Origin of the sequence: Streptomyces wuyuanensis (assembly GCF_900103455.1) — a bacterium.
GTDB lineage: Bacteria > Actinomycetota > Actinomycetes > Streptomycetales > Streptomycetaceae > Streptomyces > Streptomyces wuyuanensis.
In genome coordinates, this window is the sequence record NZ_FNHI01000007.1 from 92,847 (window position 1) to 105,978 (window position 13,132).

9 protein-coding genes are annotated in these 13,132 nt (G+C 71.3%); 6 read left to right on the plus strand and 3 right to left on the minus strand.

Translation table 11 applies throughout. The features are described 5' to 3' along the window. Positions 1–232 precede the first annotated feature (232 nt). Positions 233–877, plus strand: coding sequence for a superoxide dismutase (locus BLT82_RS12480; RefSeq protein WP_093654001.1), 645 nt, complete (start codon positions 233–235; stop codon positions 875–877). A gap of 149 nt (positions 878–1,026) precedes the next feature. Here BLT82_RS12480 and BLT82_RS12485 read toward each other — a convergent pair whose 3' ends face one another. Continuing rightward, positions 1,027–1,659, minus strand: coding sequence for a mycothiol-dependent nitroreductase Rv2466c family protein (locus BLT82_RS12485; RefSeq protein WP_093654002.1), 633 nt, complete (start codon positions 1,657–1,659; stop codon positions 1,027–1,029). 137 nt (positions 1,660–1,796) lie between these two features. On the opposite strand from BLT82_RS12485, the gene pepN reads away from it, so the two are divergent. Beyond that, positions 1,797–4,388, plus strand: a complete 2,592-nt coding sequence (gene pepN, locus BLT82_RS12490; RefSeq protein ID WP_208867866.1) for an aminopeptidase N — start codon at positions 1,797–1,799, stop codon at positions 4,386–4,388. A 196-nt stretch (positions 4,389–4,584) separates the two neighbouring features. Beyond that, complete coding sequence (locus BLT82_RS12495) at positions 4,585–5,592, plus strand: hypothetical protein (RefSeq protein ID WP_093654004.1); 1,008 nt, start codon at positions 4,585–4,587, stop codon at positions 5,590–5,592. Here BLT82_RS12495 and BLT82_RS12500 read toward each other — a convergent pair. Next, positions 5,589–6,854: a serine hydrolase domain-containing protein gene (locus BLT82_RS12500; protein WP_093654005.1), complete on the minus strand. Its 1,266-nt coding sequence runs from the start codon at positions 6,852–6,854 to the stop codon at positions 5,589–5,591. The two genes, BLT82_RS12495 and BLT82_RS12500, sit on opposite strands and share 4 nt — an antisense overlap. A 97-nt stretch (positions 6,855–6,951) precedes the next feature. Continuing rightward, complete coding sequence (locus tag BLT82_RS12505) at positions 6,952–7,419, minus strand: NUDIX hydrolase (protein WP_093654006.1); 468 nt, start codon at positions 7,417–7,419, stop codon at positions 6,952–6,954. Positions 7,420–7,644: 225 nt separating this feature from the next. On the opposite strand from BLT82_RS12505, the gene BLT82_RS12510 reads away from it, so the two are divergent. The 3 genes from BLT82_RS12510 to BLT82_RS12520 all read left to right on the plus strand — a co-directional run bounded on the left by BLT82_RS12510 (position 7,645) and on the right by BLT82_RS12520 (position 13,023). Next, positions 7,645–8,187, plus strand: a complete 543-nt coding sequence (locus BLT82_RS12510; protein ID WP_093654007.1) for a CGNR zinc finger domain-containing protein — start codon at positions 7,645–7,647, stop codon at positions 8,185–8,187. A 283-nt stretch (positions 8,188–8,470) separates the two neighbouring features. After that, entirely contained in the window at positions 8,471–11,800 is a 3,330-nt protein-coding gene (locus tag BLT82_RS12515) for a S8 family serine peptidase (RefSeq protein WP_208867867.1), read from the plus strand. A gap of 194 nt (positions 11,801–11,994) precedes the next feature. Next, complete coding sequence (locus BLT82_RS12520; RefSeq protein ID WP_093654009.1) at positions 11,995–13,023, plus strand: aspartate-semialdehyde dehydrogenase; 1,029 nt, start codon at positions 11,995–11,997, stop codon at positions 13,021–13,023. Positions 13,024–13,132: the final 109 nt, after the last annotated feature.

Genomic DNA, 13,132 nt, shown 5'->3' on the forward strand with positions numbered 1-13,132 from the left:
ACCACATCCGGAGCTGCCCGGCCGCAGGCCCCGGAAGCCCGTCGGCGCCCCTCCGCCACCGGCCGGTTCCCCCCGATGCCGGCCCCGTCGTCCTGGACCTCCGCGACCTCCGCGACCCCCGCGACCTCCGCGACGCACGGCCCCGGGACGAGGGGCTGATCAAGTCCCGGACCCTCCTGCTGCTAGCCTGCAATTGCGAAGAGTTTGCAATAAGCAGTCGGAGGGCTCGGACATGGCCATTTACACGCTTCCTGAACTTCCGTACGACTACGCGGCGCTGGAGCCGGTGATCAACCCGCAGATCATCGAGCTGCACCACGACAAGCACCACGCCGCCTACGTCAAGGGCGCGAACGACACCCTCGAGCAGCTCGCCGAGGCGCGCGACAAGGAAGCCTGGAGCTCGATCAACGGCCTGGAGAAGAACCTCGCGTTCCATCTCTCCGGCCACATCCTGCACAGCATCTACTGGCACAACATGACCGCGCCCAAGGAGGGCGGCGGCGGTGAGCCGCTGGCCGCGGACGGGGTCGGCGAGCTGGCCGACGCGATCACCGAATCCTTCGGCTCCTTCGCCAAGTTCAAGACGCAGCTGTCGAAGGCCGCCGCGACCACCCAGGGCTCGGGCTGGGGCGTGCTGGCCTACGAGCCGGTCAGCGGCCGGCTGATCGTCGAGCAGGTCTACGACCACCAGGGCAACGTCGGCCAGGGCTCGGTGCCGATCCTGGTCTTCGACGCCTGGGAGCACGCCTTCTACCTGCAGTACAAGAACCAGAAGGTGGACTTCATCGACGCCATGTGGGGCGTCGTCAACTGGCAGGACGTGGCGAAGCGCCACGCCGAGGCCAAGGACCGGACCCCGCTCATCACCCCGTGACACGGTCCCCGTCACGGGACCGCAGGCCGTCCTGCTCGTGATCGTCTTCTCAACCTTCACCGGCAGGCGGAAAGAAGAAGGACCCCCTCGAGGACATGACTCGCGGGGGTCCTTCCGTTCCCGGGTCCGGGGCCGGCCCGGAGGACGTCTCAGGAGAAGTCGGGGCCCTTCGTCCGGGTGCGCTTGATCTCGTAGAAGCCCGGGATCGACGCCACCATCAGGGTGCCGTCCCAGAGCCTCGCCGCTTCTTCGCCCTTGGGCGCCGGGGTGACGACCGGGCCGAAGAAGGCGATCTGCTCGCCGTCCGCGCCGGGCACCGCGATGACGGGCGTGCCGACGTCCTGTCCGACCTTGGAGATGCCCTCGTTGTGGGAGGCGCGCAGCTCGGCGTCGTAGGCGTCCGACTCGGCGTAGTCCGCGAGCTCGGCCGGCAGGCCCACCGCGTCCAGTGCCTCCAGGACCACCTCGGGCGTGATGCCGCGGCCCTCGTTGTGGATCCGGGTGCCGAGCGCTGTGTACAGCGGGCCGATGACCTCGTCACCGTACTTCTGCTGGGCGGCGATCACGACGCGCACGGGCCCCCAGGCGTTCTTCATCGCCTCGCGGTACTGCTCGGGGAGCTCGTCCAGCCTGTCCTCGTTGAGCACCGCCAGGCTCATGACGTGCCAGCGCACGTCCACCGGCCGCACCTTCTCCACCTCGAGCATCCAGCGCGAGGTCATCCAGGCCCAGGGGCACAGCGGGTCGAACCAGAAGTCTGCGGGGGTCCTGTTGTCGGACATGTCACTCCTCGTGCTCGTGATGGGGGCGCGCTCCGGGGGAGCCAACACCGGCGCTCGCCGACCGCATTCCCCGATGCCCGCGGTCACGAGCGCGTGCGAGGATCGGTCCTGTCCGAACGAGACACGAAGGAGTGGACGTGCCCGGAGAGAATCTGTCCCGCGACGAGGCCCGCGCACGGGCCGAGCTGCTGTCGGTCGACGGGTACGAGGTCTTCCTCGACCTGCGGTCCGCGACCGCGGAGAGCGAGGAGGCCCAGCCGCGGACGTTCCGTTCGGTCACCACGATCAGGTTCCGCCGCACCGGCGAGGGCGACAGCACCTTCGCCGATCTCGTCGCCCCCTCGGTGAACGCGGTCACGCTCAACGGCCGCGCACTCGACCCGGCGGAGGTCTTCGACGGCGCGCGGATCGCCCTGAGCGGCCTCCAGGCGGAGAACGTGCTGGTGGTGGACGCGCAGTGTGCGTACAGCCGGACCGGCGAAGGCATGCACCGGTTCGTCGACCCGGAGGACGGCGAGGTCTATCTGTACACGCAGTACGAGCCCGCCGACGCCCGGCGGGTCTTCGCCGACTTCGAGCAGCCGGACCTGAAGGCCCCATTCCGCTTCGAGGTGGCGGCACCCGAGGGCTGGACGGTCTGGAGCAACGGCGCGGTGGAGTCGCGCGAGGGCGGGACCTGGCGCTTCGCGGAGACCAAGCCGATCTCCACGTACATCACGGCGGTCGTGGCCGGCCCGTACCACTACGAGACCGACCTCTACACGCGGACGTTCGACGACGGGACGACGCTGGAGATCCCGCTCGGCGCCATGTGCCGCAAGGGGCTGGCCAAGCACTTCGACGCGGACGACATCTTCCTCGTCACCAAGCAGGGCCTCGACTTCTTCCACGACCACTTCGACTACCCGTACCCGTTCGGGAAGTACGACCAGGCGTTCGTGCCCGAGTACAACATCGGTGCCATGGAGAACCCGGGCTGTGTGACCTTCCGGGAGGAGTTCGTCTTCCGGGGCAAGGTGACGCAGGCGTCGTTCGAGCGCCGGGCGAACGTCATCCTGCACGAGATGGCGCACATGTGGTTCGGCGACCTGGTCACCATGCAGTGGTGGGACGACCTGTGGCTGAAGGAGTCCTTCGCCGACTTCATGGGGGCGTTCTCGCTGGTCGAGGCGACCCGTTTCCGCAACGGCTGGGTGACGTTCGCCAACAACCGCAAGGCGTGGGCGTACCGGGCCGACCAGCTGCCGTCCACGCATCCGATCACGGCCGACATCCACGACCTGGAGGACGCCAAGCTCAACTTCGACGGGATCACCTACGCCAAGGGCGCGTCGGTCCTCAAGCAGCTCGTCGCGTACGTGGGTCCGGACGCGTTCCTGGAGGGCGCGCGGCGCTACTTCAAGCGGCACGCCTACGGCAACACCCGTCTCGACGACCTGCTGTCGGTGCTGGAGGAGACCTCCGGCCGGGACATGAAGGCGTGGTCGCGCTCCTGGCTGGAGACCTCGGGAGTCAACACGCTGACGCCCCAGCTCACCTGTGACGCGGGCGACCGGATCACCGAACTGGCGGTCGTGCAGGACGGCGAGACCGGGTCCGCCGCCTCGACTCCGGCCCGGCCGCACCGGGTGGCCGTCGGCCTGTACCGGCACGAGGGCACCGAGCTGGTGCGCTACGCGCGGGCCGAGGTGGACGTCACCGGTGCGCGGACGGTCGTGGAGGAGCTGGCCGGCCAGGAGCGCCCGGCGCTGGTGCTCGTCAACGACGACGACCTCACCTACTGCAAGGTCCGCTTCGACGAGGGCTCGCTGGAGACGCTGCGCGGGCACCTCGGCTCGGTCACGGACCCGCTGGCGCGGGCCGTGTGCTGGTCGGCGCTGTGGAACCTGACGCGGGACGCCCTGATGCCGGCGCGCGACTTCGCCGGAATCGTCCTGGACTTCGCCGGCCGGGAGTCGGACATCGGCGTGCTGCAGATGGTGCACGCCTGGGCGCGCACCGCCCTCGTCCACTACGCGGCGCCCGAGTGGCGCGAGGAGGGCGGCCGGCGGCTGTCGGAGGGCGCGCTGCGCGAGCTGCGGCTCGCGGAGCCGGGCAGCCAGCACCAGCTGACGTGGGCGCGGTTCTTCGCGTCCGTGGCCGCCACGGACGCGGACCTCCAGCTGCTCCAGGGACTGCTGGAGGGCACTGCCAAGATCGACGGGCTGGACGTGGACCAGGAGCTGCGCTGGGCGTTCCTGGAGCCGCTGGCCTCGCGCGGGGTGGCCGACGAGTCGGCGATCGACGCGGAGCTGGCTCGGGACGACACCGCGTCCGGCAAGCGCCACCAGGTGCGCTGTCTGGCCGCGCGGCCCTCCGCCGCCGTCAAGGACCAGGCGTGGGCGCAGGTCGTGGAGTCCGACGCGCTGTCCAACGCCCTGGTGGAGGCGACTATTTCGGGCTTCACGCAGGCGTCGCAGCGGGAACTGCTCGGGCCGTACGCCGAGAAGTACTTCGCGGCGATCGAACGGGTGTGGGCCGGCCGGTCGATCCAGATCGGCATGGACGTGGTCCGCGGCCTCTTCCCCGCCCTCCAGGACGACGAGGCCACGCTGCGGGCGACGGACGCGTGGCTCGACTCCCACGCGGACGCGCCCCCGGCGCTGCGCCGGCTGGTGCTCGAGTCCCGGGACGACCTCGCCCGCGCCCTGCGCGCCCAGTCCTGCGACGCGGCGGCCTCCGGCGGCTGACGCCGCCTCCCACCGGCCGCCGTTCCCCCGCCGGGCTCCGGAGCCCGGCGGGGGACCGACCGCCCCGAGCGGCGGAACTGATCGGCAGAACTGATCGGCAATCGAACGCCCGTACTTTAGGACGGGGATGTCCAGAATTGTCGACGGCTGCGTAACAGCGGTTAGGAGTCCCCGGCCGCGCGGGAATTGGCGGGGCATGAACCACAACACGCCTCTCTCCCCCCGCCCGTTGAGCGACCTCTCCGATGTACGGCGGCGCGTGCTGTCGGCCGCGCAACTGCGCGCACGGGGTGTGACCGCCGAGCGCACCGCCGAGCGGTGCGGCCCCGGCGGTCCCTGGCAGCAGCTCCTGCCCGGTGTGTTCCTGCTGCATCCCGGGACCCCCACCAGTGAGGAGCGGCTGCACGCCGCGGTGACGTACGCCGGCCGTTCCGAGGAAGGCGAGGTCATGGTGACGGGGCTGGCGGCGCTCGCGCTGCACCGGTTCGCCTCCGTGCCGTCCCTGATGGCGCTGGAGCGGATCGACGTGCTCGTGCCGCGGGCCCGCAGGCTGCGCTCGGCCGGCTGCGCCCGGCTGATCCGCACTCACGCGATGCCGAGGCCCGACGTGGTGACGGGGCTGCCCGTGGCCCCCGTGGCGCGCGCGCTGGCCGACGCCGTCGCGCGGCTGACCGATCCGGGGGCGGTGCGCCGGCTGCTGACCGAGGCCGTGCGCGCCGGACACTGCGAACCGGCCGCCGTGGTGGCCGAGCTGACCCGAGCCCGGCTGCTGTCCCGCCCCCACGTCGTGGACGCCGTCGACTCCCTCCTCGCCGAAGGCCGTGCGGTCGCCGAGGGGCGCCTGTACGACCTCGTGCGCATGTACGGGCTTCCCGAGCCGGTGTGGAACGTGGATCTGCGCCTGCCCGGCGGGCCGCAGCTGGGCGGTGTCGACGCCTACTGGCCCGAGGAGGCCGTCGCCGTGGAGCTCGACACCCGCGCCCCGCGCCCCGCGGTCGTCGGGGACGGGCCGGACGCGGACCCGGAGTGGTCCGCGTCCAGCCGCCGGCGCGAGCACCTGGAGCGGCTCGGGATCACCGTCGTGCGCATCGCGCCGAGGAAGCTGCGGGACGTCCCCGTACAGCAGGCGATGGTGCTCCGTACGGCCCTGATGGCCTCCTCGGACCGGGAGCCGACGCCCTATGTCGTCGTACTCCCCCGCTAAGGGGTGTCCGCGCGGCGCTGCCCCGCGTGCCCGGCCCGGTCCGGCCCGGCGAAGTCCCGCCCGGGGACGTCGTGGGTGCGGCCGGGCGCGGCCCGGCCGCAGAACTCCGCCTCGACGACGGCCGTGCTGTCGCCCGCCCAGTCGCTGTTGAAGTTGAGCGCGAGGGCACGGCCGCCGTCCCGGGTGCCGACCGCCTCGGAGCTGGAGCCGTGGATTCCGCCGCTGTGGCCCCAGACCTCCTCGCCGCAGGACAGCCTCTGCGACATCAGCCCCAGTCCGTAGCGGTGGTTCGGCGCCTCCGCGCCGACGGGCACGGTCGTCGTCATCTTCTTCAGCTGGCCCTTCGGCAGCAGCCTGCCACCCAGCAGGGCGCGGTAGAAGCGGTTCAGATCGCCCGTCGTGGAGATCATCTCGCCGGCCGACCAGGCCGCCGACGGGTTGAGCTCGGTGACGTCGTGGATCGCGGTGCCGGGCTCAGGTCCCACGAGGACCGAGTACGCCCGCCCGCTCGGACGCGGCATCGCCGCCCGCGTGCCGGGTACCGAGGTGGCGCGCAGACCCAGCGGACGCAGCACCCGGCGCTCGACTTCCCGGCCGTAGGGGCGTCCGGTCGCCTTCTCGACGACGAGCCCGGCGAGCACGTAGTTGGTGTTGGAGTAGTGCCAGCCGCCGCCGGGTGCGAAGTACGGCGCGTGCCCCATGGCGATCCGGACGAGGTCGCGGGGCGCCCAGGTGTCGTAGCGGTGCTCGAAGAAGCCGCCGAAGACCTTGCCCGCGAACTCCTTCTCGTCGGTGTACTCGTGGATGCCGCTGGTGTGGTTGAGGAGCCGGCGCAGGGTGACGGTCCGGCCGTCGTGGCCGTTCCCCCGGACCAGCCCGGGCAGCCAGCGCTCGACGGTGTCGTCGAGGCTCAGTCTTCCCTCCGCCTCCAGCTGGAGGATCACCGTGGCGACGAAGGTCTTGGTGATGGAGCCGACGCGGAAGCCGTCCGCGGGGCCGCGCTCCCTGCCGGTGGTGCGGTCCGCCACGCCCGCCTCGCCGTCCCAGGCCGAGTACCGGTCCGTCGCCTGCGCGAGCGCCCCGGGCGAGCCGGCCTCCACGGCCTGCTCGAGCGCCCGCTGGGTGGCCCCGTGCCGGTCCGGTGTGCGCTGCTCGGCCACCGACGCCGCCGCCGGGGTCACGAGAGCGGCGGCGGTGAGCGCGGCCACCGTCGTCGCCGCGGCCAGGGCCGTGCGGATCCTCGGGGCAGGACGTACCGTCATGCGAATCTCCTGTCTGCGTGCCGTCGCGAACGGACTCGGCGGACAGGACTCCGGCCGAACGGGCGGAGTTGAACGGTGCACCGGGGTTGAGCCGATTTCAGCCTGTTCCGTGGACGCCGCCGTCGACCCGGCCGAGCGCGGGCCGCGCACGCCGCAGCTCCAGGCCGATGTCGACCAGCGCGACCCGTTCGAGTGCCGCGACGGAGTCGAGGGCGTGCCAGGCGGCGAGGTCGGTGGAGCCGTCGGTCTCGGGGCGCGGCTCACCGGCGGTGATCCTGACCTCGTAGACGATGCGCAGGCTCTGGAAGTCCTCGCCGGAACCGAACCTGCCGGACCTGCGCGTGGTCAGGGAGTCGATCCCCAGCAGCGCGGTCACCTCGGCGGTGCAGCCCGTCTCCTCCGCCACTTCGCGCACGACCGTCCCGACCGGGTCCTCGCCGTGGTCCATTCCCCCGCCGGGCAGGGTCCAGCGCCTGGTCCCGTCACGCGCCACCCACCGGGCGAGCAGGATCCGACCGTCCTGTACGCACACGGCGTACGCAGCGACCCTCAACTTCCGCTTCATGCGCAGAGGTTAGGCGGTGCGGGGCGCACCCGACCGGCCGTCGCGTCCACTCGCCCGTCCGGCCTCGCCGATTGGCCGGGAATGCGTGCCGCCGTCCGCCGCAGAAGCCTGGCGGCCGGGCGACGATCCCATTTCTAACCCTCCTGGCAAAAATGGACGGTTAGATGTATCATGTGAACCGTTCACATACCCTTGAAGGGTTAGCCGACCCGGGGAGTGCCCGCCATGACCGCCTCCGACCCGCGCCCGCTCACCGGCGAGCCCCTGGCGCTGGACCTGCTGAACACCCGCTGGATCCAGGACGGCGAGGAGCGGGACCTGCTCGGCTCCGTGGACGGGCTGCGTACCTGGCTGGCCGGCCGCGGACTCGACGGCCGGTTCGCCGCCGACGACGCGACCCTGGGGCGGACCCGCGCCGCCCGTGACGCACTGGCCGCCGCCGTGGACCACCCCGGCGACCCCTCGGCGAGCGCGGCGGCGGACGCGATCCTGGAGCACGGGCGCATCCGGGCCACGCTCACCGCCACGGGACCGGGTGAACGGGCCGAGTTCGCCGACCCGGCCTGGGGACCCGGCTGGACGGCCGTGCGCGACTACCTGGACCTGCTGCGCACCGCACCCGACCGGATCCGCGCCTGCGCCCATGACGCGTGCATCCTGCACTTCTTCGACACGTCGCGGAACGGCACCCGGCGCTGGTGCTCGATGGCGACCTGCGGCAACCGCGCGAAGGCTTCCCGGCACTACGCGCGGACGCGGGAGAACTGACCGCCGGGCGGCCGGGGACCGGCCGCCCCCGCCCGTGAACACCGCCCGGCACCACATCCGCCGACCACTGTCGAAAATCGTCCATTATTGAACGGCCTGGCAGGCCGTTTCGATGGACTCCAACCCCTTTGTTCCTCACGGCACATGTTCCGCCACTGGCGGATGTCCGCCATGACCACATCCCGCCTCTGCCAACTCTCCACAAACCCCTGTCACTTGCGAAAGGCTGAGCGGTCATCCGGTACCGATTTCCGGACCCCTCTTTCACAAAACAGGGATGCTCATGACAACCCTCGAGTCCCAGGGCTCCATACCCGGGCCAAGACGCGTGGCCCGGATCGCCGCCGCCGCAGGCCTCGTGGCCGCGCTGGTGGCCACCGGCGCCGCCCCCGCCTTCGCCGCCACCTCGGTGGACGACCCGGCCGACGGCCCGGTCAAGACCGCCGAGACGCCCGCCGACAAGCTCGGCCAGGCGGACGCCCAACTCCTCGCCGAAGCCGAGGCGAAGGGCCAGAAGACCGTCACCGTGATGGTCGCGACGGTTCCCGGCCGGACCGAGCAGGTCGCCGGGCAGCTGGACGCCGTTCCCGGCGCCGTCGTCGGCCAGAAGGACGACAAGCTCGGCTACGTCCGGGCCACACTCCCGACCGCCAGGGCGAAGAGCGCCCTCGGCAAGGCCGGTGAACTCGCCACGGTCCAGGGCATGGACCTCCAGCGCGAGATCAAGCTGGACGATCCGAGGCCGGACGCGGGCGCCAGGGGTACCGCTTCCGCCGCCTCCAAGTCGGCCACCTACCCGGCACCGGGCAAGAAGACCCCGGCGAAGAACCCGTACAACCCGTCCCACGAGACGGGTGCCGTGGAGTTCGTCGAGGACCACCCGCGCGCCGACGGCCGTGGCGTGACGATCGGCATCCTCGACTCCGGGGTCGACCTGGGCCACCCGGCCCTGCAGAAGACCACCACCGGCGAGCGCAAGATCGTCGACTGGGTGACCGCGACCGACCCGGCCAAGGACGGCGACGGCACCTGGCGGCGGATGGACACCGCGGTGACCGGGCCCGTGTTCACCGTGGGCGACCGCAGCTGGAAGGCACCGGCCGGCGAACACCGGTTCAGCGTCTTCGAGGAGCGGGCCACCCTCGGCGGCGACATGGCCGGAGACCTGAACCGCGACGGCGACACCACCGACAAGTGGGGCGTCCTGTACGACGCCGCCGCCGGTACCGTCCGCGTCGACCTGAACGACGACGCCGACTTCACCAACGACGTCGCGATGAAGCCGTACAAGAGCGGCCACCAGGTCGGGTACTTCGGTACCGACAACCCCGCCACCGAGATCGCCGAGCGCATCCCGTTCGTGGTGGAGGTCCGCAAGAACGTCGAGTTCGAGGCCGGGAAGTTCTCCGACTACGTCAACATCGGCGTCATCGAGGGCTCGCACGGCACCCACGTGGCCGGCATCACCGCCGCCAACGGCCTCTTCGGCGGCCGCATGAACGGCGCCGCGCCCGGTGCCAAGCTGGTCTCGTCGCGAGCCTGCACCTGGAGCGGCGGCTGCACCAACATCGCGCTGCTGGAAGGCATGCGGGACCTCGTCGTCAACCGTGGCGTGGACATCGTCAACATGTCCATCGGCGGACTGCCGGCGCTGAACTACGACGACAGCGACCGCGGCGACGACGCCGACAACGCGCGCGCCCTGCTCTACAACCGCCTGATCGACACCTACGGCGTCCAGCTGGTCATCTCGGCCGGCAACGAGGGCCCCGGTGTGAACACGATCGGCGACCCGGGCCTGGCGAACAAGGTCCTCTCGGTCGGCGCGGCGATCTCCCGCAGCACCTGGGCCGCCAACTACGGCTCGCAGGTCGAGAAGCCGTACAACATGTTCAACTTCTCCTCCCGCGGCCCGACGGAGAACGGCGGCTTCACGCCGACGATCTCCGCGCCCGGCTCGGCGATCAACACGATCCCGACCTGGCAGGCGGGCGCCCCGGTGCCCGAGGCCGGCTACAACCTGCCCGCGGGCTACGGCATGCTGAACGGCACCTCGATGTCCTCGCCGCAGGCCGCGGGCGCGAGCGCGCTGCTCATCTCCGCCGCCAAGCAGCGTCACATCAAGCTCTCCCCCCTGACCCTGCGGACCGCGCTGACCAGCACCGCCCAGCGCATCCCGGGGGTGAAGGCGCACGAGCAGGGCGCCGGTCTGATCGACGTCAACGAGGCGTGGGAGTCCATCCGGGACGGCGCCACCGCCCACTCGTACTCGGTGAAGGCACCGGTCGACACCGCGCTCGACCACCTGCTGAAGCCGGAGGCGGGCTTCGGTGCCGGCATCTACGACCGCGAGGGCGGGCTGAAGCCCGGCCAGCGCAAGACGTACGACGTCACCATCACGCGCACGAGCGGCCCGAACCGGCCGATCGAGCACGAGCTGGACCTCCGTAACAACGACGGCACGTTCCGTATCCTCGGCGACGACGAGGTGGACCTGCCGCTGAACAAGCCGGTCACCGTGAAGGTGCAGGCCAAGGCCGCTTCCACCGGCGTGCACAGCGCCATCCTGGAGGCGGACGACGAGCGCACCGAGGGTGTGGACAAGCAGATCCTCGCCACCGTGGTCGCCTCGAACGAGCTGGTGAAGCCGGGCTACACGTACTCCGCCAGGGGTTCCGTGCAGCGCAACAGCTTCAAGTCCTACTTCGTCACGGTGCCGCAGGGCGCCAGGACGCTGGAGGTCGCGCTCGGCGGTCTCGCCGCGGGCAGCCAGACCCGGTTCATCTCGGTCCACCCCTACGGAGTGGCCTTCGAGGACACCGCGTCGACGGTCTGCTACCCGAACTACAACAACCCGGCCAACACCTGCCGCCCGGACGTGCGCTCCTACGCGAACCCGCAGCCGGGCGTCTGGGAGATCGAGGTCGAGTCGCGCCGTACGTCCCCGGTGCTGGACAACCCGTTCAAGCTGGACGTCACGCTGCTCGGTGCCTCCTTCGACCCGGCGGTGAAGACCCTCCCGGAGGCGAAGGTCGGCACGCCGGCGACGGTCGACTGGAAGGTCACCAACGACGCGGCCGCGCTGGAGGGCAAGCTGAAGGGCGGCTCGCTCGGCTCCGCGAAGACGGCGACGCCGACCATCGCGCAGGACGAGCGGCAGGTGTCCACGGTCACGATCGGCGCGGGCGTCGAGCGGCTGGACGTGGTCATCGGGAACACCTCCGACAAGGGCGCCGACCTGGACCTCGCGGTCCTCAAGGACGGCAGGCTCGTCGGCCAGTCGGCGGACGGCGACTCCGAGGAGTCGGTGTCCCTGGCCAACCCGGCCGCCGGCACGTACACGATCCTCGTCGACGGCTACGCGGTGGCGCCCGGCGGCACCACGTACGACTACAAGGACGTGTACTTCTCCTCGGCGCTCGGCACCGTCAAGGTCGACGAGACGAAGACCGTCTCGCTGGCCAACGGCGCGAGCGCGCAGGTCTCCGCCGAGGTGCTGGTGGGCGGCTCCGCTCCGGAGGGCCGCCGGTTCTTCGGCGAGGTCCAGCTGCTGAACGCGCGCGGCACCGCCGCGGGCACCGGCAGCGTGGTGATCGAGAAGGTCGTCCCGTAACGGTACGACCTGGTCACGAGGGCGGGCGTCCGGCGGGACGCCCGCCCTCCGTGCGTACGGGCCCCCTCCGGGTGTGAGGAAGGCCATGCGTCCCGCCCCTCGGACAATGGATTGGACAAAACGGCCGTGGACAGACGCATCATGGAAGACACCCAGGCCATGCAGGCTGCACAAGCGTTGACGGAGGAGTCCCCGTGAAGGTCGGAATCGTCGGAGCCACCGGGCAGGTCGGCACGGTCATGCGCAAGATCCTCGCCGAGCGGAAGTTCCCGGCCGACGAGCTGCGGCTGTTCGCGTCCGCCAGGTCCGCGGGGTCGACGATCGAGTGGCAGGGCCGCGAGATCACCGTCGAGGACGCCGCCACCGCCGACTACTCCGGCCTGGACATCGTGCTCTTCTCGGCCGGCGGAGCGACCTCGCGGGCGCTCGCCGAGAAGGTCGCCTCCCAGGGTGCCGTCGTGATCGACAACTCCTCCGCCTGGCGCCGGGACCCCGAGGTGCCGCTGGTCGTCTCCGAGGTGAACCCGCACGCGGTCAAGGACCGCCCGAAGGGCATCATCGCCAACCCGAACTGCACGACCATGGCCGCGATGCCCGTGCTGAAGCCGCTGCACCGCGAGGCCGGGCTCACCGCGCTCGTGGCCACCACCTACCAGGCGGTCTCCGGCTCGGGCCTGGCCGGTGTCGCCGAGCTCGACGGCCAGGTGAAGGCGGTCGCCGAGCGGGCCACCGAGCTGACCCACGACGGCGAGGCCGTCGTCTACCCGGAGCCTGGTGTCTACAAGCGCCCCATCGCCTTCAACGTGCTCCCGCTGGCCGGTTCGATCGTCGACGACGGCTCCCACGAGACCGACGAGGAGCAGAAGCTCCGCCACGAGTCCCGCAAGATCCTGGAGATCCCGGAGCTGAAGGTCTCCGGCACCTGCGTCCGCGTACCCGTCTTCTCCGGGCACTCGCTGCAGGTCAACGCGCGCTTCGAGCGTCCGCTGAGCGTGGAGCGGGCCCACGAGGTACTGACGGGCGCGGAGGGCGTTGAGCTCTCCGAGATCCCGACCCCGCTGCAGGCCGCCGGCAAGGACGTCTCGTACGTGGGCCGCATCAGGGTCGACGAGACCGTCGAGAACGGTCTCGCCCTGTTCCTGTCGAACGACAACCTGCGCAAGGGTGCCGCGCTCAACGCGGTCCAGATCGCCGAGCTGGTGGCGGACGAGCTCAAGGGCTGATCCGGCCGCCGCACCACGGGGCGGGGTCACGTGCCGAGCGCACGGGGCCCCGCCCCGTCGTCGCTCGGGGCACCGGAACCGGCCATCGCCGGGTGGTCCGCCCGGGGGA